The organism is Vreelandella boliviensis LC1 (genome assembly GCF_000236035.1).
GTDB lineage: Bacteria > Pseudomonadota > Gammaproteobacteria > Pseudomonadales > Halomonadaceae > Vreelandella > Vreelandella boliviensis.
Map to the genome: position 1 here is coordinate 868,724 of NZ_JH393258.1, position 25,969 is coordinate 894,692.

At 54.7% G+C, this 25,969-nt stretch carries 24 protein-coding genes; 12 read left to right on the forward strand and 12 right to left on the reverse strand.

Annotated elements, in window-relative coordinates; genetic code table 11:
• The 5 genes from KUC_RS20070 to doeA form a co-directional block, all read right to left on the reverse strand.
• On the reverse strand, window positions 1-672 hold a 672-nt coding region (locus KUC_RS20070; protein ID WP_244264798.1), incomplete at its 3' end, for an aminotransferase class III-fold pyridoxal phosphate-dependent enzyme.
• A gap of 71 nt (window positions 673-743) precedes the next feature.
• Window positions 744-2,240: an NAD-dependent succinate-semialdehyde dehydrogenase gene (locus KUC_RS13190; protein WP_007113708.1), complete on the reverse strand. Its 1,497-nt coding sequence runs from the start codon at window positions 2,238-2,240 to the stop codon at window positions 744-746.
• A gap of 222 nt (window positions 2,241-2,462) precedes the next feature.
• Window positions 2,463-2,939, reverse strand: coding sequence for an Lrp/AsnC family transcriptional regulator (locus KUC_RS13195; RefSeq protein WP_007113710.1), 477 nt, complete (start codon window positions 2,937-2,939; stop codon window positions 2,463-2,465).
• Window positions 2,940-2,947: 8 nt separating this feature from the next.
• Window positions 2,948-3,979 carry a N(2)-acetyl-L-2,4-diaminobutanoate deacetylase DoeB gene (gene doeB, locus KUC_RS13200; RefSeq protein WP_007113711.1) on the reverse strand — a complete coding sequence of 344 codons (1,032 nt, stop codon included), beginning with the start codon at window positions 3,977-3,979 and terminating at the stop codon, window positions 2,948-2,950.
• Window positions 3,980-4,018: 39 nt separating this feature from the next.
• Window positions 4,019-5,218: an ectoine hydrolase DoeA gene (gene doeA / locus KUC_RS13205; RefSeq protein ID WP_040480868.1), complete on the reverse strand. Its 1,200-nt coding sequence runs from the start codon at window positions 5,216-5,218 to the stop codon at window positions 4,019-4,021.
• Between the two features lie 305 nt (window positions 5,219-5,523).
• Between doeA and KUC_RS13210 the strand changes: the two genes are divergently transcribed.
• The 3 genes from KUC_RS13210 to KUC_RS13220 all read left to right on the forward strand — a co-directional run bounded on the left by KUC_RS13210 (window position 5,524) and on the right by KUC_RS13220 (window position 8,206).
• Window positions 5,524-6,459 carry a 2-hydroxyacid dehydrogenase gene (locus KUC_RS13210; RefSeq protein WP_007113714.1) on the forward strand — a complete coding sequence of 312 codons (936 nt, stop codon included), beginning with the start codon at window positions 5,524-5,526 and terminating at the stop codon, window positions 6,457-6,459.
• A 172-nt stretch (window positions 6,460-6,631) separates the two neighbouring features.
• Window positions 6,632-7,273: a hypothetical protein gene (locus KUC_RS13215; protein WP_007113715.1), complete on the forward strand. Its 642-nt coding sequence runs from the start codon at window positions 6,632-6,634 to the stop codon at window positions 7,271-7,273.
• The gene (locus KUC_RS13220; RefSeq protein WP_007113716.1) at window positions 7,274-8,206 is read left to right on the forward strand and encodes a LysO family transporter; all 933 of its coding nucleotides are present in this window, start codon (window positions 7,274-7,276) and stop codon (window positions 8,204-8,206) included.
• Here KUC_RS13220 and KUC_RS13225 read toward each other — a convergent pair.
• On the reverse strand, window positions 8,203-8,913 hold the full coding sequence (locus tag KUC_RS13225; RefSeq protein WP_007113717.1) for a transcriptional regulator NanR: 711 nt from the start codon (window positions 8,911-8,913) through the stop codon (window positions 8,203-8,205). The genes KUC_RS13220 and KUC_RS13225 overlap by 4 nt on opposite strands.
• Window positions 8,914-9,134: 221 nt before the next feature.
• Here KUC_RS13225 and KUC_RS13230 point away from each other — a divergent pair, with 221 nt between their 5' ends.
• From KUC_RS13230 to KUC_RS13255, 6 genes are all read left to right on the forward strand, one after another.
• Window positions 9,135-9,974 carry a phosphogluconate dehydrogenase C-terminal domain-containing protein gene (locus KUC_RS13230; protein WP_371827738.1) on the forward strand — a complete coding sequence of 280 codons (840 nt, stop codon included), beginning with the start codon at window positions 9,135-9,137 and terminating at the stop codon, window positions 9,972-9,974.
• Between the two features lie 86 nt (window positions 9,975-10,060).
• On the forward strand, window positions 10,061-11,059 hold the full coding sequence (locus tag KUC_RS13235) for a TRAP transporter substrate-binding protein (protein ID WP_007113719.1): 999 nt from the start codon (window positions 10,061-10,063) through the stop codon (window positions 11,057-11,059).
• 65 nt (window positions 11,060-11,124) lie between these two features.
• The gene (locus KUC_RS13240) at window positions 11,125-11,655 is read left to right on the forward strand and encodes a TRAP transporter small permease (RefSeq protein WP_007113720.1); all 531 of its coding nucleotides are present in this window, start codon (window positions 11,125-11,127) and stop codon (window positions 11,653-11,655) included.
• Window positions 11,652-12,926, forward strand: a complete 1,275-nt coding sequence (locus tag KUC_RS13245; protein ID WP_007113721.1) for a TRAP transporter large permease — start codon at window positions 11,652-11,654, stop codon at window positions 12,924-12,926. Before KUC_RS13240 ends, KUC_RS13245 begins: the two co-directional genes overlap by 4 nt.
• A gap of 18 nt (window positions 12,927-12,944) precedes the next feature.
• On the forward strand, window positions 12,945-14,213 hold the full coding sequence (locus KUC_RS13250) for a ribulose-bisphosphate carboxylase large subunit family protein (protein WP_007113722.1): 1,269 nt from the start codon (window positions 12,945-12,947) through the stop codon (window positions 14,211-14,213).
• Window positions 14,210-15,547 carry a four-carbon acid sugar kinase family protein gene (locus KUC_RS13255; protein ID WP_007113723.1) on the forward strand — a complete coding sequence of 446 codons (1,338 nt, stop codon included), beginning with the start codon at window positions 14,210-14,212 and terminating at the stop codon, window positions 15,545-15,547. Before KUC_RS13250 ends, KUC_RS13255 begins: the two co-directional genes overlap by 4 nt.
• A gap of 79 nt (window positions 15,548-15,626) precedes the next feature.
• Here KUC_RS13255 and KUC_RS13260 read toward each other — a convergent pair whose 3' ends face one another.
• The 3 genes from KUC_RS13260 to KUC_RS13270 form a co-directional block, all read right to left on the reverse strand.
• Window positions 15,627-16,640, reverse strand: coding sequence for an asparaginase (locus tag KUC_RS13260; RefSeq protein WP_007113724.1), 1,014 nt, complete (start codon window positions 16,638-16,640; stop codon window positions 15,627-15,629).
• 39 nt (window positions 16,641-16,679) lie between these two features.
• Complete coding sequence (locus KUC_RS13265) at window positions 16,680-18,143, reverse strand: alanine/glycine:cation symporter family protein (protein ID WP_007113725.1); 1,464 nt, start codon at window positions 18,141-18,143, stop codon at window positions 16,680-16,682.
• A gap of 185 nt (window positions 18,144-18,328) precedes the next feature.
• On the reverse strand, window positions 18,329-18,544 hold the full coding sequence (locus KUC_RS13270; protein ID WP_040480873.1) for a DUF2798 domain-containing protein: 216 nt from the start codon (window positions 18,542-18,544) through the stop codon (window positions 18,329-18,331).
• A 100-nt stretch (window positions 18,545-18,644) separates the two neighbouring features.
• Here KUC_RS13270 and KUC_RS13275 point away from each other — a divergent pair, with 100 nt between their 5' ends.
• Window positions 18,645-19,547: a LysR family transcriptional regulator gene (locus tag KUC_RS13275; RefSeq protein ID WP_007113727.1), complete on the forward strand. Its 903-nt coding sequence runs from the start codon at window positions 18,645-18,647 to the stop codon at window positions 19,545-19,547.
• A gap of 85 nt (window positions 19,548-19,632) precedes the next feature.
• On the opposite strand, the gene KUC_RS13280 is transcribed toward KUC_RS13275, so the two are convergent.
• Both KUC_RS13280 and KUC_RS13285 read right to left on the reverse strand, forming a co-directional pair.
• Window positions 19,633-21,816 carry an OsmC domain/YcaO domain-containing protein gene (locus tag KUC_RS13280; RefSeq protein ID WP_007113728.1) on the reverse strand — a complete coding sequence of 728 codons (2,184 nt, stop codon included), beginning with the start codon at window positions 21,814-21,816 and terminating at the stop codon, window positions 19,633-19,635.
• A gap of 191 nt (window positions 21,817-22,007) precedes the next feature.
• Complete coding sequence (locus KUC_RS13285; RefSeq protein WP_007113729.1) at window positions 22,008-22,649, reverse strand: TetR/AcrR family transcriptional regulator; 642 nt, start codon at window positions 22,647-22,649, stop codon at window positions 22,008-22,010.
• 88 nt (window positions 22,650-22,737) lie between these two features.
• Between KUC_RS13285 and fabF the strand changes: the two genes are divergently transcribed.
• Window positions 22,738-24,009: a beta-ketoacyl-ACP synthase II gene (gene fabF, locus KUC_RS13290; RefSeq protein ID WP_007113730.1), complete on the forward strand. Its 1,272-nt coding sequence runs from the start codon at window positions 22,738-22,740 to the stop codon at window positions 24,007-24,009.
• A 60-nt stretch (window positions 24,010-24,069) separates the two neighbouring features.
• Here fabF and KUC_RS13295 read toward each other — a convergent pair whose 3' ends face one another.
• Window positions 24,070-24,954, reverse strand: a complete 885-nt coding sequence (locus KUC_RS13295) for an alpha/beta fold hydrolase (protein WP_007113731.1) — start codon at window positions 24,952-24,954, stop codon at window positions 24,070-24,072.
• 192 nt (window positions 24,955-25,146) lie between these two features.
• On the opposite strand from KUC_RS13295, the gene KUC_RS13300 reads away from it, so the two are divergent.
• Window positions 25,147-25,950 (forward strand): helix-turn-helix domain-containing protein, encoded by an 804-nt coding sequence (locus tag KUC_RS13300; RefSeq protein ID WP_007113732.1) that lies wholly within the window; start codon window positions 25,147-25,149, stop codon window positions 25,948-25,950.
• The last annotated feature ends 19 nt before the right edge of the window (window positions 25,951-25,969 follow it).

Here is a 25,969-nt window from a genome sequence, read left to right on the forward strand (position 1 = left end):
AGCGGCCACGGTATCCGGGCCCTCTTCCAGAATCATGGCTTCCAGTTTCTCGGCGCAGTAAGCGGAGAACTCAAGCTCGGTCATGCCGTGCTGTTCGGCGGCGCGCAGGTAGTAGTGCGGCGCTTCGGTATGGCGAATGGTATCGATGGGCAGATCGAAGTGATCGTGAAATGCTTTCAGACCGGTCAGCGAGCCAGAGGCGATGCCGGAACCGTGGTAGCCGCGCATGCGTGAGATGACTTTTTTCTTCTGCGGGCGGCCCAGCACGTTGTTGTAGTAACGCACGATTTTGAGCTGGGTTTCGTTGGCGTCCGAGCCGGACATGCCGTAATAAACCTTGGACATGTTCATACCGGCGATTTTCAAAATGCGCTCGGAAAGCTCGATCTGCGGTTCGTTAGAGTGACCCACATAGGTGTGATAGTAAGAGAGCTCTAGCGCTTGTTTGTAGATCGCTTCAGCGACTTCGGTGCGACCATAGCCGATGTTGACGCAGTAAAGCCCAGCAAAGCCGTCGATAAATTCACGGCCATCTTTATCCACGATGTTGATGCCTTTACCGCCGGTAATCACGCGGCCCGGTGCATCGCCCTGGGCGAAATCACGCAGGTGGGTAGAGGCGTGGAAAGTGACTTTACGGTCGCGTTCGATCAAATCCTGATGCAAGCTCATAGCGTTCTCTCTATACGGTAAACCTCCCCGATCTGCGGGGAGGGTGTTGTCAATTATTTGGGGCTTGGCAGCTAGCTACCAGAAACGGAACCCAGCGCACCCAGGCAGTAATACTTCGTTTCCAGGTATTCATCGATACCCGTGGCGCCGCCTTCACGGCCAAGGCCCGACTGCTTCACGCCGCCAAACGGCACCGGCGGGCCAGTCATTTTCACTGAGTTGACGCTGACCATGCCGTACTCGAGCGCGCGCATTAGTTTCCAGATACGGCGGATATCGTGGGTATAGATATAGGCAGCAAGGCCGTACTCGGTGTCATTGGCCATTTCGATCACTTCGTCATCGGTGCTGTAAGCGGTAATACCGGCTACCGGAGCGAAGTTCTCTTCCCGCCATACCTTCATTTTTGGCGTTACGCCGGTCAGCATCACCGGCATAAAGAAGTTCTCACCGGGCGCCTGGCTTTGATCACCACCGATCACGGTAGCTCCTTTAGAGATGGCGTCATCGACAATCGCGGCGGCTTTTTCTACCGCCTGGCGGTGAATCAGCGGGCCAAGGTCTATCTCGCTTTGGAGGCCATTGCCCACGGTAAGCGCCGCCATACGCTCGCTGAAATGCTCGACGAATTCATCGTGAATGGATTCGTGCACCAGAATGCGGTTGGCTGCCAGACAATCCTGCCCAGCGGTTTGGAACTTAGCGTCTATTGCCGCAAAGGCCGCCTCTTTAGGATCCATATCAGGCCCGACGATAAACGGCGCGTTGCCCCCCAACTCCAGGGAGAGCCGCTTGACGGTATTTGCGCTTTGCTCAATCAGCAGACGGCCCACTCGGGTGGAACCGGTGAACGACAACGCCCGAATACGCGATTCGGCGCAGAGAATCTTAGAAACTTCAGCTGGGTCGCCCAGCACCACATTGAAAATCCCCGCGGGAATCCCCGCACGCTCGGCCAGCTCCGCCAGCGCCAACGCCGAGTAGGGCGTTTCATTGGCGGGTTTGACGATCACCGGGCAGCCCGCTGCCAGTGCCGCCGCGGCTTTGCGGGTAATCATCGCCAGCGGAAAGTTCCAAGGCGTAATCATCGCCGCGATACCCACCGGCTCTTTAATGGTACCGAGTGAGGCGTTGGGAATATGGCTAGGGATGGTCTCGCCGTAGGTGCGTTTGCCCTCTTCGGCGAACCAGCGCACGAAGCTGGCACCGTACTGCACCTCACCACGGGCATCAGGCAGCGGCTTACCCTGCTCCAGCGTCATAATAGTGGCGAGGTCTTCGCGGTTGGCTTGAATCAGGTCATACCAAGCCAGTAAGCGCTCGCAGCGCTCGTCGGCGCGTAGTGCCCGCCACTGTACAAAAGCTGCTTCAGCGGCATCTACGGCGGCGGTAATCTGCTCTGCTTCCAGCAACGGGATATGGCCAATGGCTTCATTGGTGGCGGGGTCATAGACAGCCTCTTCGCGACCGCCTTCCCCGTGGGTCCACTTACCGTTCACGTAGGCGTACTGCCGGAACAGACGCGGATCTTCCAGGCGTTTGGCAAGCGTGGTCGATAGTGTGGTCATGGGAACCTCTCCTCAAATGCAGTCTGGCTAACCGAGCGCTGCAGTCACTGTGTGGCATTGTCAGCAAGCGCTCATTAGCCTTGCCATCGAATGCCTCCAGGTTAATGGAGAGGAGCCACGAAGTGTTTTTGAAAACCAAGCCTTATCGCGCGACTTTTTTTGTCAGTGGGCGTTTGGCAGTGCTTTTTTTTTGTTGTACTTGGTAATAACTTTTGGTGAGGCCTAAAGAATGTCGTCGGTATCAATACCTATGGGAACGCGCTTGACGGTTTTGGTCACGATATAGGTGAAATAGCGCTCGATACCGGCTTCGGAAACCAGCCACTTATCCATTAGGCGTTGATAGCTATCGATAGTGCGCGCTTCAAACTTCACCAGGTAATCAACCCCGCCCCCCACCGCCACACACTCGGTAACTTCCGGGGTTTGCATCACCAGGGCTTCAAAGCGGTTGAAGCTTTCGGCGTTGTGCTGTTTAAGCTCGATTTGCACCCAGACAGGGTTGCGCGGTACCAATACCTCGCTATTGATGCGCGCGCTATAGCCCTGGATAACGCCGGCTTTTTCCAGGCGTTTTACCCGCTCCCAGCAGGGACTGACCGAGAGATTGATTGCTTCGGCCAGCTTCGACTTGGTGATTCGCCCATCGCGGGAGAGGATGTCGAGAATTTTCAGATCGTAACGGTCAAGTTTCATCATGCCGAGGACTACGCCTCCAGGCGTTCAACAACATCGGCAATCACCGCCAGGGTATCCCCCATATTGATCAATGAGGGTGCACGGCGAGCCATCAGAATACCGTCGCGCTCGGCTTTATAGGCAACCGGGTCGGTGCCACTGCGGGTCATGTCGTACACGTAGGCGATGGTTTGGCCTTTTTTCACCTCATCACCCAGCGCTACCAACAGCTCTAATACGCCGGAGTGCTGGCTCTGCACGTAACAGCTGGCGTCCGGCATATCGAGATACATCTGCCCACCTGTGGGCATTTCCACTTCGCCTTCTACCAGACCGTAGTGAATCAGGAAATTGCGCACGCCGCGCTCGGCAATGGCAATGCTTTGTGGAGTGGAAGTGCCGCCGCCGCCAAGCTCGGTGGCCACAAAGACTTTGCCCTGGCGCTCGCAGGCGGTGTCGAAGAGTTTTTCCGCATCCAGCTCAAACATCACCATGGCGTAGGGGGCGCCGAACGCTTTGGCGCCTTCCAGTGCGGACTGCTGCTGCGCTTTGTTATCCAGCACGTGGGACGCGCCAAAGGGCAGAATATCCAGCGTGCGGCCGCCCGAGTGAAGGTCTAGCACCACGTCCGCCATGGGCACCAACACGCGGGTGAAGTAGTCGGCAATTTGCGGCGTGACGCTGCCGTTGGGGTCGCCGGGGAAACTGCGGTTGAGGTTGCCTTTATCCATCGGCGAGGTGCGCTTGCCCGCCATGACCGCCGGAGTATTCATACACGGTACGATAATCACTCGCCCCGTGACGTCTTCTGCCTTCAGCGTTGAAGATAGCTTCAGCAGCGAGGTAATACCCTCATATTCATCGCCGTGGTTACCGCCGGTCAAAAGCGCCGTGGGGCCGTCGCCGTTTTTAACCACGGTCACCGGAATCATCACCGCACCCCAGGCAGACTCATCGGTAGAGATCGGCAGCTTTAAAAAACCGTGCTGCACGCCATCGACATCAAAATCAACGGTGGCGGAAATTGGGCTAGGCCGCAGTTGGCTCGCTTGATCGGTCATTGGATGTTCCTTTGTTTACAAACCACTGTTTACAAACCACTACTTAACAAACAGCTGGCGCGGAAAATTGGCCAGGGTTTCGCAGCCATCTTCGGTAATCAAGATGCTTTCGGTAATTTCCAAGCCCCAGTTTTCTTCCCAGAGCCCCGGCATAAAGTGGAACGTCATGCCCGGCTCCAGAATAGTGTCATCCGAGGGGCGAAGGCTCATGGTGCGCTCACCCCAGTCGGGTGGGTACGAAATACCGATGGGATAACCACAGCGGGCACCGCCGCGGTCAAAACCGTATTTATCCATGGCAGCACCTAACGCCATAGCAATATCTGCCGTGCGATTCCCTGGTTTGGCCACCGCCAAGCCGTTTTCGATGCCTTCCAAAAGGGCGGACTCCGCACGAATAAAATCCGTTGGCGGTGTGCCCAGAAACACGGTGCGCGACATCGGTGCGTGGTAGCGCTTAAACACCCCGGCAATCTCAAAGAAGGTACCTTCACCTTTGCGAAACGGCGTGTCGTCCCAGGTCAGGTGCGGCGCGGCGGCGTCTTTACCAGTAGGCAGCATGGGCACAATGGCGGGATAGTCGCCGCCAAATACTTTGCCGTTCTCATCCACAAAACCTTCGATACCAACGCGGTAAATCTCCGACACCAGCTTGCTCTTGGGCAAGCCTGGCTCAATGACTTCCAGAATACGCGTATGCATGCCTTCCACGATCTTGGCAGCAATGCGCATATAGGCCACTTCTTGCGGCGATTTGATCGCCCGGCACCAGTTCACCAGCGAATTGGCATCCATAAAGCGCGCATGGGGTAGCTCGCGCAACAGGCTTAGGTAGGCTTTGGCGGAGAAGTAGTAGTTATCCATCTCCATGCCCACTACCCCCAGATGCCAGCCGCGATCAGGCATGATCGACTGAGCCAGATACTCCATCGGGTGCATGTCCGGATTCTGTACGTAGTAATCCGGATAGTAGGTAATGTTGTCGGGATCGATCCAGCAGGTACGCAGGGCACCGTTGGCGTCCATGCGCCGTCCGAACCATACAGGTTCGCCTTCAAGGCCCACCAGCACACACTGATGCACATAAAACGACCAACCGTCGTAGCCGGTTAGCCAAGCCATATTGGAAGGGTCACTGACAATCAGTACGTCAATGCCACGACTGGCCATTTCAGCGCGCACTTTCCACAGGCGGGTAGCGTACTCTTCGCGCGTGAAAGGCAGGGAAACCTGAGTCATCGGCCAACTCGCCATTAAGGATCACCAAGAACCAGCGCACTACCTACTATAGGCACGCAACGCTGGGCCACAGGATCGACCTGGCCACCACCGATCAGGCGTCGGGGTTGCATCTGCTGCCGTTGCAGCAGGCCCGCCAATGTCGTCTTAAGCCGATACTAGCACCGACCCTTGGTTAGTGGTCAAAGGCTTTATGACAAAAAGTGTATACGGCACCGTTATTTGCACAAAGCGAGCTTGCAACAACCTTGAGTGCTCACCATGATAGCTTGCAGTAATGACACTTTTATCAAGAGGGGAACAAGATGAAAATTGTTGTGCATATTGATGAGGCTGAACAGTGGCAAGCGGCGCTTGCTGAAGCGCTACCCCAAGCCACCGTTCTCACCAGCGAAGCGCCAGCGGATGAGCGTAAAAATGCTGACTATCTCGCCATCTGGAAAGCTCCCGCACATTTGCTGCAAGAGCAGACCCAGCTCAAAGGCATCATCAATTTGGGCGCTGGAGTGGATTACCTGCTCAAAACCCCAGGCCTGCCCAGCGATGTACCGATTGTAAAATTGCGTGATGCGGGCATGGGCGAGCTGATGGCCGATTACGCCCTGTATGGCGTGCTGCACTTCTACCGCAGTATGGATCGTTACCTAGAGCAGCAGCAAAACGCCACTTGGAAGCCGCAAGAAGTGGTGGAAAAATCACAGTGGCCGGTGGGCGTATTAGGTCTGGGTGCTATTGGCAGCTTTGTGGCCAGCGCCGTGCAGCAAGCTGGCTTCCCGGTGCTGGGCTGGAGCCGTTCACCCAAGCAGATCAGTGGCGTGCACTGCTTTCATGGTGATGACGGGCTAACCGAACTGCTCGGCCAAGTGCAAAGCCTTATTACTATTCTCCCCGACACGACGGCGACTCAACATATTCTCAACGCCCAGCGGCTGGCCCAACTTCCCCAAGGCGCTAGCGTGATTAACCCAGGGCGGGGCAGCTTGATTGATGAACAGGCGCTATTAGTAGCATTGGGTAGCGACCACCAGTCGGGGCACCTGCGGGGTGCGCTGTTGGATGTATTCCAGGAAGAGCCGTTACCCACTGACAATCCGCTATGGCAACACCCTAAGGTAATCGTAACACCACATATGGCTGCCCCCACACCGCTAAATGATGCTATCGACCAGGTGATCTCCTATTTGCATGCCTTTGAATCGGGTGAAAAACTTGCCACGATCAATCCGGAGGCAGGCTACTGACGCCACACCCCGCCCCGGTTATACTGGGGGGCAGAGAACCAAGTGCTCATTATAGGCTCTTAGGAAGATACCACTTATGGAGGAAGGGCCCTTGGTCAATGTTCTCGCACGACTGTCAGGCCGCGTGGTTGCATGCATGGGGTTGAGTCTTTCCGTCTTGTGTTCTAGTGACATGGCGTTAGCAGCATACACTCTAAAAGACCCGCAGCTCTTTGAAGCCCCCAGGCCTTTTGAAGCACAATACCGGCTTGAGGTTCGCGGTTGGCCTGGGGCTACCATTACCCATAGCCTCTCTAACGAAGGGAATCACTGGTTAAGCGATATGCGCTTTTCGATTACCGTGGCACGCGGCCAGGAGTTCAGCCGCTTTTCGCTTGATGGCGATGATACTCACGCACTGCTCTTTAACAGCAGCTACTCGGTGCTGGGCATGGGTGATAGCTACCAATTAAACGAAAGTGATATTCCCACCCTAGATCGTCAAACGGCGCTGTTTGATCTCTCGCGCCGAGCGGGACACGAAAACTGTATAGAGAGCGCTCCCTGCACGATTGAGTTTGTTGATCAAAAAGGTCGCGATGAGCACTTCCAATACTACGTTACCGACCCAGGCAGCATTGAGGTTCCCGCTGGAGAGTTCGAAGCACTGAATGTGTCGCTCATTGATATCGAGAAGCCCGACCGCCTGCTAACCATTAGCTTTCACCCCGACTGGCCTGGGCTGATCCTCTCTGCTGTGTACCATAAAGAGGGCCGCCGTGAAACGCAGCTGACATTAACTCGATTCCAACCAGACGGGGGCGCGACGCCCTAAATGTTTTCCGGTTTATTGATTGTTCTACTACCGCTATTCCTCGGCTACTTGGTTCGTATTCGTTCCACGCAGCTACAGAATCTGATCAACCGAGCGGTTAATAGCTCGGTCTATCTGATCCTACTGTTCATGGGGATAAGTCTTGCCGGCCTTGAAAACCTGTCTAGCCAGCTTTCACGCTTGGGCGGTAACGCCTTACTATTGTTTAGCATTACCACGCTGTTTAACTTAGCAGCGCTATGGTGGCTTTCCCGGCGGGTGCGTTTAAGCACGGGTGACTCTCCGGTGGTTAAAGACGCCCCTACCAGCAAACTAGCCGCCATGCAGGGTTCGCTGTTGCTGGTGGGTGTGGTGGCTGTCGGCGTCACGCTCGGGCTACTGCTTGGCCCCATGGTAGGCGAAACACTTTTTACCACGGCAGACTGGCTCGCCGAATGGGTGCTTTATATTCTATTGGCACTGATTGGCTGCCAACTGCGCAACTCCGGCATGCCGCTCAAACAGATTTTGCTCAACCGTATGGGACTGGCGATTGCTGTGACGCTGGCAATAAGTTCGCTGCTAGCAGGCTTAGCCGCCGCCCCGCTGCTCTCGCTGAGCTGGAATGAAGGCCTTGCCATGGCATCAGGCTTTGGCTGGTACTCGCTTTCCGCCATCTTGATCGGCGATCAGCTTGGCCCATTGATGGGCGGCGTGGCGTTCTTCAACGACCTGACACGTGAACTGCTGGCGTTTATCCTGATTCCGCTAGTCATTCATCGCCACACCGCCTTGGCGATTGGCTACGGTGGCGCCACCTCCATGGATTTCACTCTGCCGGTGATTCAACAGCACGGTGGCGTGGCCTGCGTGCCTATCGCCGTGGTCAGTGGGTTTATTCTCTCGCTGCTTTCGCCGCCGCTGATTCTGTTTTTTCTTTCGCTGTCAGGTTAGCTGTTTAAGCAATAGAGCAAGCGTGCGCGCTCTAAGTGCTTACGCATCTCCTCTACAGCTGCTTCCTTATCGCCCTGCTCAATACAGTCAATAATTTTGGCGTGCTCCAGCAGAGTAATATCTTCATTCCCCTCCCAGTGCAGCAAGCTCGCGTGAAAACGCGCCAGCCAGCCCAGCATGGCTTGACTAGTTGCCATAAAAATGGGATTGCGGGTTATCCCGGCAATGGCGGTATGAAACGCCATATCGACCTCAATAAAGGCCTGAGCATCGCCATTTAAATGCCCGCGCTGTTGCTCCAACAGCTCTCTCAACTGAGCAATGTCTGCCTCAGAGGCCTGACCTGTCGCCTTCTCCACCATACCCAGTTCAAAAAATATGCGTGCCTCTTTAAGTTGCTCAAGCGACTGTGACGAGCTAGCTAGCATATGACGAGCGGTTAAATCGATCTGCGACATCAACCCCACCGCCGTCGGCTGCAGCACTTTAGGTCGCTGGCCATGATTTATTTCAACCAGCCCGATACGTTCAAGTGTTTGCATCGCCTCTCGAATGGCCGGCCTTCCCACACCATAGCTATCCATCAGCTCGCGCTCAGAAGGCAGCATATCTCCAGGCGTGTACTGGCCCGCCTCAATCATTTCATACAAACGATCAAACACCTCATCTGACAGCTTGCGCCGAGTAATTTTAGGGGCTGGTTGCACGGCTATTTCTCCTCGCAAGCCAAATAGCGGCTTGGTTATCCATTAAGCATCAGCAGTCTAGCGCTGCAGTTCGATAAATTTGGCAAATTTTACTTAAATACGACCAAAGCAGCATTTGACAGACTGCTATAGATATTATGTCATCATACCAGTTGCCGGGTAAACAACCTTCCTACTTTCTCCTTCGGCAACCAGATGGCTAACGCCATAAAACATCTTCACTGGAGTCTGCTATGACCAATATTGCCCTTATCGGCGCTGGCGGAAAAATGGGTTACCGCCTGTCGAGCAACTTAAAACAATCGGATTACATCGTTAGCCACGTCGAGTTGAGTAACGCAGGCCGCCAGCGCCTCTCGGAAGGCCTGGGGATTAGCTGCGTAGATGCCCAACAGGCGGTGCCTGAGGCTCAAGTGGTGATACTCGCGGTTCCCGATACCCTAGTGGGGCGGGTCGCTGAAGAGCTATCACCACTGATGGCCAGCGGCACCATGGTAATCACACTGGATGCCGCGGCGCCTTTTGCTGGCCACCTGCCCAACCGTGACGACTTAGTTTACTTCGTGACGCACCCTTGTCACCCACCGATCTTCAATGATGAAACAGATCTAGATGCCAAGCGCGACTACTTTGGCGGCGCCAAGGCTAAGCAGCACATCGTCAATGCCCTGATGCAGGGGCCTGAAGAGCTTTATGCATTAGGCGAAGCAATCGCTAAAACCATTTATGCGCCAGTGGTTCGTTCGCATCGAGTGTCGGTTGAACAGATGGCGCTGCTAGAGCCGGGCCTTTCAGAAACGGTGTGCGCCACCCTGCTGGTGGTAATGCGCGAAGCAATGGATGAAGTCGTCGCCCGTGGCGTTGACCAAGAGTGCGCGCGCGACTTTTTGCTTGGTCATATGAATATTCTGGCGGCAGTCATTTTCGATGAGCAACCCGGCGTATTCTCTGATGCTTGCAACAAAGCGATTGAGAATGGCAAACCACAGTTGATGCGCGATGACTGGAAACGCGTATTTGAACCCGAAGAAATTGCCGAAAGCATTCGACGTATTACCTAGCACTGCTGTGTCACAAACATCTGTGTCATAAACATCGTCATAAAAACCTAAGCTCTACCGCTAATTACAATAAACTGAAGTAGAACATGACCACTTACAAGCTCAACAAAATCTCAGTCAGCATTGCGGCCACCCTCGCCTCAGCCATTGCACTGACTGCCAGTACCTCAGCGTTTGCCGCCCAAGAGATGAACTTGGCGTTCACGCCGCCGCTCAACTCTCACTATGGTGAGGCAGGTCGAGCATTTGCTGAGGAAATTGATCGGCTTAGCGATGGTGAGTTTAAAATCAACCTACGCCCTGCTAGTGCGCTAGGCGGCGAGCGCGACGTACTTGAAGGCCTACAAATCGGCTCAGTGGAGCTGACACTAACGTCAACCGGCCCTATCGGTAATTTCGTCCCCTCGGTTTACGCCCTAGATTTCCCGTTTTTGTTTCGCGACTACGATCACGCCCATAAAGTGCTGGATGGCGAGATTGGTCAATCGCTACTGGAGGAATTCGAAGATGAAGGCTTAATTGGCTTGGCCTGGGCGGAAAACGGTTTTCGACACTTAACCAATAGCGTGCGTCCTGTTGAAACGCCCGAAGACATGCAAGGCATGAAGATTCGTACCATGGAGAACCAGGTGCATCTGGAAACCTTCAAAGCCTTGGGCGCCGCGCCAACGCCTATTTCGTGGACAGAAGTCATTACCGCCCTACAGCAAGGCACCATCGACGGCCAAGAAAACCCGATACCCATTTTGACCGTAAACAATATGTGGGAGATCCAGGATTACCTGACACTGACTGGCCACGTTTACTCCCCCACTGCCCTGGTGATGTCCAAGATCTATTGGGATGACTTGAATGAAGAGCAGCAGGAGTGGTTCCGAGAAGCCGCCCAGGTAGCCGCTCAAACCTCGCGCGATGCCGTACAACGTATCGAGGCGGAAGGCGTAGATCTGCTGCGCAGTAATGGCATGGAAGTGGTGACCGAGATCGATTACGAGCAGTTCCGGGCCGCCGCCGAGCCTGCCTACGAACGCTACGCAGATCAGTATGGCAGTGAGCTACTAGAGCGTATCCGCGCAACCGAGTGAGCCGTCCGTTGCTGCATGCCTCCCTTACGGGAGGCACTTTCTCCCCGACGATGAGGTTTACGCTTATGTTGTCGCTTCTCAATAGCTTGGCCCAGGGGCTCATCAAGCTCACTCATAATCTTGCTGCCATACTTCTCGCCATTGCGGTCGCTTTAGTCTCCTTCCAAGTCTTTACCCGCTTTATTCTCGGCGACCCAGCCGCTTGGTCAGAAATCCTGGCGCGAGGATTAATTATCTGGAGCGTGTTTTTAGTCAGTGCTGCGGCTTTCTGGTATGGCGCCATGATTTCCATTGACCTTTTCCTTGATCGCTTACCACCGCGCTTACGCATCTATGGCCAGCGTTTGGTGTGCACCGCCGTATTAACACTGCTCACTATTCTTGTCTGGCAAGGGTACCTGATATCACTGCGCGTCTCTGGTCAGCAAATCGCCATGCTCGAAATCCCTATGTCATGGTTTTACGCCTCTATACCCACTGGCTGTGCCGTCGCCATCGTCGCCGTGGTGGCACGTCAACTTTGTGCCGAATATCAGCATCATCAAAACCAACACCGAACAAACCCTATCCGTTCTGATGCAGGAGAAACACCATGAACCTGGCGATCGGCTCAGCGTTGATCGCGCTGTTTGCCCTGTCGATACCCATTGCGGTTGCCATCGCCTTAACCGCGGTGATTGGTCTTTACTTCTTCAGTAGCGTTCCGCTTATGGTCGTCCCACAGCGCATGTTTGTGGGGCTGGATAGCTTCCCGCTAATGGCGGTACCGTTCTTCATTTTAGCTGGCCACATTATGAGCAACGGTGGTATTGCCACTCGCATGGTTGAGTTTGCCCGCTCGCTGGTAGGTGGCATTCAGGGCGGTTTAGCCTGCACCTGCGTGGTTACCTGCATGATGTTCGCCGCTATTTCAGGCTCCAGTGTGGCCACCACCTTTGCCATCGGCGCCATCTTGATTCCCGCCATGGTCGCTCGGGGCTATCCACCGCCGATGGCCGCGTCCATCCAGGCCTCTTCCTCTGAACTAGGTATTATCATTCCGCCTTCGGTGCCGTTGATTCTCTACGGTGTCAGCACAGAAACGTCTATTACTCAGCTGTTTCTAGCCGGTTTTGGCCCTGGCTTATTAATTGGCGGTGCATTGATCGTCATGGTGATCATCTGGTGCCGAATAAAAGACTACGGTACTCACGATGGTGATTTACGCTCGCCGATTTGGCCCGCCTTTCGCAGTGCCTTTCTCGCTCTGTTAATGCCAGTCATTATTATCGGTGGGATTTACGGCGGCATCTTTACCCCCACCGAAGCCTCCGCGGTGGCTGTGTTGTATGGGCTGTTTTTAGGCATGGTGGTTTATCGCACCATCAAACTGAGTGATCTGCCGCGTATTTTTCGCGAGAGCGCCCTGTCAGCAGGTTCAATCATGCTGATTATTGCTGCGGCCTCCATCCTCAGTTTTGTCATTGGACGTTCAGGCTTGGCCAGTGATATTGGCGTCTGGGCCCAAAGCACCTTTGATAATCGCTACACCTTCCTATTAGCAATCAACATGTTGCTACTGGTGGTCGGCATGTTTATCGAAACCTCTGCCGCCATTTTGATTCTTGCCCCTATCTTGGCCCCCATTGCGATTGGGTTTGGCATTGACCCCGTGCACTTCGGCATCGTGATCGTCGTTAACTTAGCGCTGGGTATGTTTACCCCGCCCCTTGGCGTCAACCTTTTTGCCGCTGCGCAAGTCGCCAAACTGCCCGTCGAACAGCTATTTCGCTTTTTGTTGTCGCCGGTACTCACCATCATCACCTGCCTGATGCTGATTACCTATGTGCCGATGATCTCGCTGTTTCTGCGCGACCTTCTTTTTTGAACTACCGGAGTCTAATTGATGAGCACACGCATTCACGCCCGCTACCTGATTGAGACGCCCTACCCGGTTGAAAAAGCGGCTCAAGTCATGGCCGGTGAGCAGTCGTGCGGTACCTTTACTCGCTTAGCTAATGAAACTGACGCCTTGAGGGAAGCCCACGGTGCGGTCGTCGAAAACGTTGAAACACTAGATGCGGTTAGTGCACCTTCGCTCCCCATGCGCGCCGATCTGGCACCTCAAGGCCACACCCTTTTTCAGCGCGCGCTAGTAGAGCTCTCCTGGCCGCTTGAAAACATGGGCCCCTCTTTGCCCAACCTGGTTTCTACCGTTGCAGGCAACCTGTTTGAACTCAAAGAGTTTTCCGCACTGAAGCTATTGGATATCAACTTGCCCAGCGCCTTCGCAGACGCCTACCCTGGCCCACAATTTGGGATTTCGGGCACACGACAGCTAACCGGCATTAGCAACGGTCCGCTGATAGGCACCATTATCAAGCCCAGCGTGGGCTTATCTGCGGCTGAAACTGCAGATATGGTGGCGCAACTTGTGGCGGGAGGTATTGATTTTATTAAAGACGACGAGCTGCAAGCCAACGGCCCCCATAACCCACTGCGCGCGCGCGTCGATGCCATCATGCCCATTATCAACGCCCATGCAGAGCGCAGCGGTAAAAAGGTCATGTACGCCTTTAATATCAGCGGTGATATCGATGAAATGCGCGCACAGCATGACTACGTGGTGGCCGCTGGCGGCACCTGCGTCATGGTCGCCGTCAACAGTGTTGGCCTAGCCGCTGTCGCGCACTTGCGCCGCCACTGCCAGGTAGCCCTACATGGCCACCGCGCAGGCTGGGGCATGTTGAGCCGTTCACCTCATTTGGGGATGGCGTTTGACGCTTACCATAAACTGTGGCGGCTAGCGGGCGTGGATCATATTCACGTTAATGGCCTGCGCAATAAATTCAGCGAAGAGGACGCTAGCGTGATTAACAGCGCACGCGCCTGCCAAACGCCCATGTTTGAGGCGCCTGCAGCGGGTTATCAGATAATGCCGGTTTTCTCTTCAGGGCAAAGCGCCGCCCAAGTGGCTGATACCTATCAGGCATTAGGCAATAGCGATCTGATTTACTGCTGTGGCGGCGGCATTATGGCTCACCCCGGTGGTATTTCCGGTGGTGTAGCTAGCCTACGCCAAGCGTGGCAAGCCGCCATGAAAGGTATTCCGCTGGCAACTTATGCCCGTGAGCACCAAGAACTTGCCCAGGCCATGGAGACCTTTAGCGTATGAGCACGCCTCTCCTTCTCTCTTATTACGGCGATGACCTCACTGGTTCAACCGATGTCATGGAAGCGTTAAGCCTGCATGGGGTAAAAACAGTGCTTTTCCTGGCACCTCCAAGCGAAGAACAATTAGCCCCGTTTACCGATTACTCCGCGATTGGCTTAGCGGGCACCAGCCGCAGCGAATCCCCTGAGTGGATGGAAACACACCTCAACAACGCACTGGCATGGCTGAAATCCCTTAACGCTTCGCTATGTCACTACAAGGTGTGTTCAACCTTTGATAGCGCACCGAATATTGGCAATATCGGCAAGGCGCTAGAAATAGGCAAAGCCATGTTCGCGCAACGCTGCGTACCGCTGGTGGTCGGTGCCCCTCAGCTAAAGCGCTATACCGTATTTGGCCAGCATTTTGCTGCCTTCGATGGAGAGGTACACCGTATAGACCGCCACCCGGTGATGAGTCGTCACCCGGTAACCCCGATGGCAGAGGCTGACCTGAGACGACATTTGGCGAAACAAACCCAGCTCGTCATTGGTTTAGCCGATTTGCTGTGTCTCGAAGCTGACAATACCGCCACACAAGTCGACCAGCTTAGCCACGCCAATGACGTATTGCTGTACGACTCGCTGAACCGTAACCATCAGGCAAAAGTAGGCGAACAGCTGTGGCGAACGCGCTTACCCGATGGCAGCTTCGTTGTGGGTTCATCCGCTGTCGAATATGCGCTAGTGGACACATGGCGCAAGCAAGCGCTGATCCCCGCAAGTCCACCACTGTTCTCCTCTCCTGGAGCGGTTGAACAAATTGCCGTGGTGTCGGGCAGTTGCTCTGAAGTGACTGCTCGGCAAATTCGACACGCGGAAACCAAGGGTTTTCGCGCCATTGCTATTGATGTCGTCAAACTTATCGACGATCGGACTCATGCCGACGCCATGAACAAGGCATTGAAAGACGCTACCGAAGCACTCAATCAGGGCGAAAGCGTCATTGTGTATACGGCTATGGGGCCAAATAGCGATGCCGATGCTGTGCATCAGGGCGGGGAAAAGGCACGCCACCTGATTGGTCGCTCACTAGGTCAACTGTTACGTCAGATGGTAGAAGCCAATGGGCTTAAGCGCATAGTGATCGCTGGGGGAGACACTTCCAGCCATGCACTTAACCAACTTGGCGTACACGCTTTGACCACGCGCTTGCCACTACCAGAAACGCCCGGCTCCCCGCTCTGCACCGCCCATAGCAACCAGCCAGCCTTTGATGGCTTGGAAGTCGCCTTAAAAGGCGGGCAGATCGGGAGTGAAAGCTACTTTCTCAGCATTCGTGACGGCATAGTCTAGGGTCTGTTGACCCCACTAGCGTTGTAGCGACTTGGTTTGGATAGGACTGGCGTCATCGTGCGTTTCGCTGCAGTAGGCCTTAACGGTTAGACTCACCGCGCAAGGACGCGCTCAGTGCCTTGCACAGCGCTTGCCCCACCAGCCCTTGTCCAGTTAACACAATGAGCTTCGCGATGGCGGCTTCCAGGGTGATATCGCCACCAGGAATAACGCCTGCTTGATTTAGTTCGGCACCGGTGGCGTAGGCCCCCTGTACCACTTCGCCCTGGGCACACTGAGTCACATTGAGCAACGCGACGCCTTGCTCGTTGGCCGCCTTCAAGGCGTTAAGCAGCTCGCCTTCAAAACTCGGCGGATTGCCAACCCCGTAGCTGTGTAGCACCAGTCCTCTTAGCGTTTCATCCTCCAGCAGTGCCTTCGCGCGGCGCAGCGACATTCCAGGGTGCAGCGGCAATACCGCTACCGCCTCGTCGTCCACCTCAATAGGCGCAAAGTTGGGTAGACCGCTTAGCAGCGCTGAGGGCTGGGTAAAACGAATGCCAATGCCCAGCTCGGCAAGCCAGGGGAAGTTGGGTGAGTCGAAGGCATCCAAGCCTTGCGTGCGCACCTTGCACGCCCGGTTACCGCGCAGCAGGCGGTCGTGAAACGCCAGGCTGACTTCGCAAGGAGTCGCGGGGTGAGCCGCAAGCTGCAGCGCGCTGACCACATTATTCAGCGCATCGCTTCTTGGCTCGCCCAGTGGAATTTGGGAGCCGGTGAAGATCACCGGCTTGTTCAACGCACCGAGCATAAAGGAAAGCGCGGCAGCGCTGTAGGCCATGGTATCGGTGCCGTGCAACACCACAAAGGCATCGTAGCGCGGCCAGTGATTTTCCAACTGCGCCACCAGGCGGTTCCAGGCCTCAGGCATTAGCTCTGCGCTATCAATCAGCGGCTGCATTTCCAGCACATCAAACGCTGGCAGCCGATAAGGATCACCCAGGGCCAAATGCGTTGATAGACGTTCGGCCAGCCCCGCGCAGGGCACGTAGCCTTGTGGCGATGGCTGCATACCAATCGTCCCACCGGTATAGAGCATCAGTACGCGGGGCATGGGCGCTCCTCTCCTTATTAATACAATTTAGATACCCACTTACTTCGCAGGTGCGCCTTCTAGTCGCTGTTTTAACGCTGCAGCCTCTTCAGGGTCCAGTTCCCAGGCTTTGGGATCCAAATCGAGATCTGGGTGCTGGTTAGCATCAAAAATCGGCTGTTTGATGCCCTGCCGACGCTGCACATCGAAGTCTTTCAAAATGCGCAGGCCACACTTGAACAGCAGAATCAGCGCAAACAGGTTAACGACCGCCAATAGCCCCATGGTGACATCCGCAAAACCGAATACGGTGCCCAAATCGGTAGTGGCACCCCAACAAACCAGCAGCACGATGGCCACGCGGAAGGCGTTAAACAGGTTTTGGTTGTCGCGGCTAAAGAAGTTCAGGCTGTTCTCGCCCAGGTAGTAGTTATAAAGAATCGTACTGAAGGCAAACAGCAGCAGTGCCAGGCTGACAAAGGTGCGGCCCCACTCACCCACATGGTCGGCCAATGCGGCTTGAGTTAGCGCGATACCTTCAACGCCAGCGCCCGCAGTGGGGTCATAAGCACCGCTAAGCAGAATCAAGAACGCCGTAGCAGAACAAATAATCACGGTATCGATGAATACCGAAAAGGCCTGAACGATGCCCTGGTTAGCCGGGTGCGCTACGTAGGCAACGGCCGCCACGTTGGGCGCACTGCCCAGGCCCGCTTCGTTGGAAAACAGGCCGCGTTTCAGACCCATCATGATCGCCGCGCCAATCCCGCCACCAATCAACGGTTCAAGACCGAAGGCGCTTTTGACAATCAATGCAATCACGCCAGGGATTTCGGTAATATTCATGGCGATAACCAGCAGCGCAATGGCGATATAGCTCACCGCCATAAAGGGCACCAGCACCTCGGAAATACGCGCAATACGCTTAATACCACCGAAAATAATCAGCCCTACCAGCATGGCCAGGGCAATACCGCTATACAGCACCGGCACGCCAAAAGCGTCACCAAAGGAAGTAGCCACCGCATAGGATTGCAGCGCGGTAAAGGCAAAGCCGAAGGTCAACAGCAGCAGTACCGAGTAAAACGCTGCCAGCCAGCGCCACTGTTTACCCAGCCCTTTAACAATGTAGTACGCAGGGCCGCCGCGATAGGTGCCGTCGCCTTCGGCCTCTTTATACGTCTGCGCCAGGGTGCACTCCAGGAAGCTAGTGGCCATGCCCATCAAGCCCACCAGCCACATCCAAAAAATCGCCCCTGGGCCACCCAGCGTAATCGCGACCGCCACACCGGCGATGTTGCCGCCACCGACGCGCCCGGCCACTGAAAGCACCAGCGCCTGAAACGAGCTTAAATGGCCGTGTTTGTTGCGCTTAAAGGCTTGGCCGGAACCCAGGATACGAAACATCTCACCGAAATAGCGAAACTGCACAAAGCGGGAGGCAACGGTAAAACCGATGCCAACGCCAACCAGCAGCACTAGCAGAACCTTCCCCCACAGGAGGTCATTGAGCATATCGAGCATGTGATTCTCTCCGCGTTTTTGTATTAGCGTTATGTTTGAATTCGCGTCGTTTGCTATCGCGCTTGTGGAATTCGCGCCGCGGAGAATGTTTTACCAAGCGTGGGGCAGGATTAAATTTGGCGCAGCGGTGCAGTTGTGTGCACTCACTGCATCAGCGGGTGCACCAGAGTGCATCAGTCCAGCCGTCAGATCTTCTCGGCAATGCGGTGAGCTAACTTATGAATAAAGGGGCCGCTGATAAACGCGATGATCCCCGCGGCTGGCCAAGCAAGCAGCCAGGCATGCATCCAGATGCCAACAAAATCAGGATGCATGCCGATATTCACGTAGGTTATCCAGGCAGACATAATCAGCGATAGCGTAAACGACATGAGAATAGCGAAGATAATTCTGTGTTTCATGGCAGTACCTGAGGGCTGAGTTTAAGTGCAGGCAGATTAGCAAACATCTATAACGGTAATATATGCCAATATATGAGAACCAATTTTACAGAATTGCAAAATGCGCAAACCCTCTCTAGATGATCTAAACATCTTTATCGTGGCCGCCAATCAACGCAGCCTCACGGCTACGGCGGCAACGTTGAAGATGACGATTGCTACCGTATCGCGGCGCATTAGTGCGCTGGAGGCAACGTTGGGCATTGAGTTGCTCTATCGCTCAACCAAGGGGTTAACGTTGACGCCTCACGGTGAGTCCTACTACCGCGAGTGCGAGGAGCTGGTGCTCGCGCTAGACCAGCGTATTTTGGATCTGGATCAGGCGCTGCATAGCCTAAGCGGGCCGTTGAAGATTATGGCACCCGTCAATTTGGGCAGCGGGCCGCTAGATGCATTTTGGCGTCACTTTATACACCGCTACCCTGACATTGCGCTGACGATCGAACTCGATAACAACGTGGTTGATATTCGCGACCATCAAGCTGATATTGCGCTTCGCTCCGGGCCACAAAAAGATTCAACGCTGATCCAGAAATACCTGGGTTATATAGAGCCGGTTTTGGTGGCTTCACCGACGATGAAGCACTCTCTTCCCCATACGGTTGAAGAATTGCAGGCGTGCCCCAGCGTGGCAGCAAAGATGTTTAGCGAGTGGCAGCTGTTCCACCAAGCGGGTAGCCAGCACGCTTGTCATAAGGGCCATTTTCATATCAGCAACGATATGAATATTGTGCTCAATCTCACTAAATCGGGCGCAGGCATCGCATTGATGCCCGCCAGTATGGTGGCAAACAGCTTACAAGCGGGAGAGTTAATACGGGTACTCCCTGAATGGCGGGGGCGCCACCGAGAGATCTTCTTGGTATGGCCCTACCGGCGTAGCCTTTCAGCGCGGGCCAAGCTGTTTCGAAGCGAGTTAATCGAATTTCTCAGCCAACAAGCCTGGTTCCACTCTGCTGGTTAGACCATCTGTTCGGAGCAACTGCACAAAGCTAGCTTTGCTGGCGCCATAACGCCAGCAGAGATCTATTGCCACGTTTGGGTAATGCTTAGATACCCGCCTTCGCCGCCCGTGCCGCGTGAAGCTTCTTATAGCTTTCGATCAAGCGCTGGTGGCGCTCAAGGCCTTCCAACTGCATGTTCGTTGGCGTTAGGCCGTGGAAACGTACCTCACCACTCACAGAGCCAACCACCGCCGCCATGGTCGCTTCGCCGAACATGCGCTGGAAGTTGTGCAGGTAATCGTCTAGTTCCAGCTCGTCATCTAGCACTATTTCCAGCACCGCGTTCACTGCTTGGTAGAACAGGCCGCGCTCGACGGTGTTGTCGTTGTACTGAAGGAACATCTGCACGCAGTCCAGCGCCTCTTCATGACGCTCCAGCGCCAGGTAGACCAGCAGCTTCAGTTCCAGAATGGTCAGTTGGCCCCACTCGGTGTTCTCGTCGAACTCGATACCGATCAGGGTGATGATATCGGCGTGGTCATCCATCTGGCTCTCTTCCAACCGCTCGACCAGATCGGTGAGCTGGTCGTCGTCAAGGCGGTGCAGGTTGAGAATATCTTCGCGGTAATCCAGTGACTTATTGGTGTTATCCCAGATCAGATCTTCTATCGGGTACACCTCGGAGTAGCCCGGCACCAGAATACGGCACACCGGCGCGCCCAGGTCTTCGTGTACCGCCATATACACTTCGGCCCCCAGCTCTTCAAAGATACCAAACAGCGTTTCGGCCTCTTCATCGTTGCTGCCGGAGAAGTCCCATTCGCTGAATTCAAAATCGGGTTTGGCGCTAAAGAAGCGCCAGGAGACCACACCTACAGAGTCGATAAAGTGCTCAACAAAGTTATTGGGCTCAGAAACCGTCTGCGAGTTAAACGTCGGTATCGGCAAATCGTTCAGGCCTTCGAAACTGCGGCCTTGGAGCAACTCGGTCAGGCTGCGCTCCAGCGCTACTTCAAAGCTTGGGTGGGCACCGAAGGAGGCAAACACGCCACCCGTTCGCGGGTTCATCAAGGTGACGCACATCACCGGGAACTGCCCGCCCATGGAGGCATCTTTGACCAACACTGGGAAACCCTGGGCTTCCAGAGCGTTAATGCCTTCAACAATGCTGGGGTATTTCGCCAGTACCTCTTGCGGCACATCCGGCAGGGTTAACTCCTGCTCGAGGATTTCACGTTTTACCGCCCGCTCGAAGATTTCTGACAGGCACTGCACCTGGGCTTCCACCAGGGTATTGCCAGCGCTCATGCCGTTACTCAGGAACAGGTTTTCGATCAGATTGGAAGGAAAGTAAACCGTCTCACCATCGCTTTGGCGCACAAAAGGCAGCGAGACGATGCCCCGGTCTTCGCGTCCGGAGTTGGTATCGATCAGGTTGGAGCCGCACAGCTCGCCTTCCGGGTTATAGATCGACAGGCAGTGCTCGTCGAGGATCTCCGCAGGCAGTTCGTCGTTCGGGCCCGGCTTGAACCACTGCTCATTGGGGTAGTGAACGAATTCGCTATTGGCAATCTGTTCGCCTAAGAACTGGTCGTTATAGAAGAAGTTGCAACTCAGGCGCTCGATAAACTCGCCCAATGCCGAACACAGCGCGCTCTCTTTGGTCGCACCCTTGCCGTTGGTAAAGCACATCGGCGAGGCCGCATCGCGAATATGCAGCGACCAAACGTGAGGCACGATATTGCGCCATGAGGCGATCTCGATTTTCATGCCCAGGTCAGCAAGTATCGCGCTCATATTGGCGATAGTTTGCTCCAGCGGCAGATCCTTACCTTCAATGTAGGTGCTACCGCCTTCCGGCGCGCCCATCAGCAGCGCCTGGGCGTCCTCATCGATATTCTCCACCGTCTCGATCTGGAAGTCAGGGCCAGTTTGCACCACTTTCTTAACCGTGCAACGGTCGATGGAGCGCAAAATGCCCTGGCGATCTTTTTCAGAAATATCCTCCGGCAGTTCGACCTGAATTTTAAAAATCTGCTTATAGCGATCTTCCGGGTCGACGATGTTGTTCTGGGAAAGGCGGATATTTTCGGTAGGGATATCGCGGGCGTTGCAGTACACCTTAACAAAGTAGGCCGCACACATGGCAGACGATGCTAGGAAGTAGTCAAACGGCCCAGGTGCCGAGCCGTCACCCTTGTAGCGAATCGGCTGGTCGGAGATGACCGTAAAATCGTCGAACTTGGCCTCCAGGCGGAGGTTGTCGAGATAGTTAACTTTGATTTCCATGAGCGGGCGTCCGGGGTAATGAGTGTGCCTAAGCCGTGAATGCCATCAGCAGATAGGCGAATGGCGGCCATTATCCAGTTTTTTACCCGCTTCGTCTTGGGCAGTCGCCCAAATCATCTACCACACATCGAGCCAAAATGGTCGTGCTTGCTACAGCAGCGCCTTGGCGATCTCGTCAGCAAATGGCCAAACTATTGTGCTTGCATCATACGCTCTGCCTCGGTTTCGCTGACCCCGAGCATCAGTAAAATCTGGCGCTGTGTGGCTATCAACACCTGCTTTCGCTCCACCTCCCCCGGCAGACTTTTGGCAATGGCGACTGCCCCTACCAGGGAGGCCAATATGACGCGGGATTTATCAGAAATCGCTTTGCGGTCATTGGTAAAGGGGAGTTGTTTCAACTTACTCAGCGCTATCAACCGGGTCTCAAGCATCTTTTTCATACTCATATATGACGCTTCAAACAGGGTGCGGATTTCTGCTTTTTCACTGCCTATTTCGTTGAACAGAACCGCTTCAGGCCCCGGCTTATGCTTAGCTTCCAGCTCCTGGAGATTGCAGTAGTTGGCGACTAATTCTGTTAGGTGCTGTAACGAAAGCGGGCCTTTTACCAGTCTAGCCGCCCGGCTGTTATCAATGGTCAGGCGAACAGACTCATTGTAAAGGGCCTCTTTTGAGGCGAAATGGGCATAAAAGGCACCGTGCGTCATCTTCGCTAGCTTCATGATCTGGCCAATCGATACTTTTTGAAATCCATTGCGGCTGAATAGCTCCGTCGCCGAAGCCAAAATGCGCTCTTTGGTTTTCAATTTATGGCTCTTGGGATAAGGCATATCTACCTCGTCGTGCGTCAGCTAAATATTATCTTGATCATATACTGCCCATTGCTAGGGTGACCATATCAATAAATTAGGAGTCACTATGCACTCACCTATCGTGATTACCGGCATGGGTATGGTCAGCCCACTAGGCAACAGCGTCAGTACAAGTTGGCAGCGGCTGATTAACGGCCAGTCTGGCATCAGCACCATTGACCGCTTTGATACAAGCAATATCCCAATCAAAATTGCTGGTGTGGTGCCGAGCATTAGCCATGACCCCAGTGGCGGTATTGACCTGGATGAGATAGCCGATCCCAAAGAACAGCGCAAAATGGATTTGTTCAGCCTTTACGCACTGGCGGCAGCCAAAGAGGCACTGTCACAGGCCAACTGGTTCCCCGTTGAGCAGGCCCAAAAACGCAGAACAGCGACCATTATTGGTTCTGGTATTGGCGGTTTCCCTACCATTACTCAAGCTCAAAGGACCCTTGCTGAACGCGGCTATCGCAAACTCTCCCCCTTCACGGTGCCCGCCTTCCTAGCCAATTTGGCTGCTGGCAATCTGTCCATTCGTTATGGCTTTCAAGGCCCGCTGGGTTGCCCGGTAACGGCTTGCGCGGCAGGTCTACAGGCGATTGGCGACGGCATGCGCATCATACGCAACGGAGAAGCTGATGTTGCCCTCGTCGGCGGCGCCGAGGCGTGTATTGACCCACTTTCGCTTGCCAGCTTTAACGCCTTGAAGGCCGTTTCCACAGAAGCAGACAACCCTGAACGCGCGTCCAGACCCTTTGATAAAGCCCGTAATGGTTTTGTGATGGGAGAAGGCGCTGGCGTTATGGTGATCGAAACGCTTGAGCATGCGGTCGCGCGGGGCGCGACGCCATTAGCGGTAATTAGCGGCTACGGCACCAGCGCGGATGCCTACCACCTAACGGCAGGCCCAAAGGATGGGGCCGGCGCAGCAGCCGCGATTCAAGCGGCACTAGGCATGGCGAACCTTACCACTGATGCTATTGACCATATCAATGCTCACGCCACCTCGACGCCCGTTGGTGACCGAGCTGAAATTGCCTCATTACGTAACGTATTCGGTGGGCGCTTGCCAGCCATCCCTATTTCGGCCACAAAAGCCGCCACAGGCCACCTATTAGGCGCAGCGGGAGGCATCGAGAGTATTTTTTCTGTCTTGGCCATCAATACGCAGCAACTACCACCCACCATTAATCTTGAGCACTGCGATGAGGATATGCAGGATTTAACCTTCGTCACGGCGACTCATCAAAAGCACATTACCCAGCATGTCTTGTGCAACGGGTTCGGTTTTGGTGGCGTCAATGCAGCGCTGATCATTAGCAGTATTGAACGTTAAAGACGGGAGTCGAAAACCGATCTGCCATCTGGCTATGATCGGTTTTTCTAAATCCTATTGTCACCCTTCCTTACATAAAAACGGCAGTGCTTCCTCAAGCAATATTTCAGGGATTTCCTCGGCGATATAGTGACCGCAAGGGAGCGCTTTGCCGTCTACTTGGGTGGCTACCTTGCGCCATTCAGCCAAGGCATCGAAGCAGGATTCAATGGCACCTTCAGCGCCCCACATCACTTTTAGCGGGCAGGTGAGTTTAACGCCTGCGTCGATATCTGCCTGATCATGCACTAGATCAATCGTGGCGCTGGCGCGGTAGTCACCGCAAATACCGGTGGCGGTGCCAGGGAGTGAAAGGCAGCGCTCGTATTCCGCTAGCACTTCTGGGGAGAAAGGCGCCATACCGGCGCTGCGGGCGCCCATTACGCTTTTAAGGTATTGAGCAGGATCGCTCTGAATTAGCCTTTCTGGCAGTGGCTGGGGGCGAATCAGGAAGAACCAGTGCCAATAGCTGCGCGCAAAGGCCTCGTTAGTGCCGCAATACATGGCAAGCGTCGGGGCGATATCCAACAGCACCATACGCTCTACGCGCTCAGCGTGGTCAACGCCTAAGCGGTGGGCGACCCGCGCCCCGCGATCATGGGCTAACACCTTGAAACGCTCAAAACCCAGCGCAGTCATTAATTCAGCCATGTCGGCAGCCATAGCACGTTTGGCATAATTAAAGTGCTCGGGGTCGTCGTCAGGTTTACTGCTGTCGCCGTAGCCGCGCAGATCCGCCGCAATGACAGTGAAGTGCTGGGCCAGCGTCTCCGCCACTTTGTGCCAAATCACATGGGTCTGAGGGTGGCCGTGGAGCAGCAGTAGCGCAGGCCCGCTGCCGCCCTTGCGAAACACAATCTCGACGCCGTTAACCTGGCGCTGCAATTTTTCAAACCCGTGAAACATGGCTTACTCCTGGTTTGTTGCAGAAGTCTTTTGCTGTGCATGTTATTAATGTAGCTGACTATTATATAGCATGGCTTTATTCGCCAGTGAGCCACGACGTCGCGGGTTGCCCGGCAAACGGGAAAGCGTTGCACTCTTTGGCGCGAGGCATCACATTAGGCAGCCACGACACTAAAAGAATCGAGTCACCCCATGCATGACGATTTTGTGGCCAACCTGCGCCTGCTCTGCAGCTACTACCCGTCTATTGCTGAGGTTTGTCGGCGTTTATCGATCAACCGTGCTCAGTTTAACCGCTATCTGAGTGGGCGCTACCGTCCCAGCCACGCGGCACTGCAACGCATTTGCCACTTTTTTGGCGTCACTACTGAGGATATCGCTCTCCCTCACCACGATTTTCGTGCCCTGGTGCAAACCGGCCAATTGAATACAGAAGTCACTCCGGCAACACTACCTTGGCCGAACGCGCTGGTTCAGCGCGGCAGCGAAGGCATGGAGCGCTATATCGGCCGCTACTTTGAGCTTTATCACTCAATGTCGCGGCCAGGGCAGTTAATGCGAACCTTGGTTTGCTTAGAAGCACGGGAAGGTGGCATGGTCTATCAGCGCACCGAGCGGATGCAAACCACACCCGACGCCCGCCCGTGTCACAATCGCTATGTGGGCACCGCGGTGAAGCTTGCTGATCGGCTGTTTTTGGTCGACCACGAAACCCTTAACGGCCATGAAATCACTCAAACGATTCTGTTTCCGAGCTATCAAAGCCAAGTGACGCGTTTGACCGGCTTAAAAATGGGTGTGGCGGATAATAGCGAGCGCATGCCCTGCTGTGTGCGGGTGGTATATCAGCGCCTGGATGAACAGGTCAGCCTACGTGAAGCGCTGGCCCAGTGCGGTTTAATCGCACTGGATGACCCTTCACTTGATGACGCCCTAATAGCCGCAACCCGCAACGATGTAACCGATGAAGAGCATCACTTTCGTGCTCGCCACTAGAGCACAAGTGTTTAGGTAG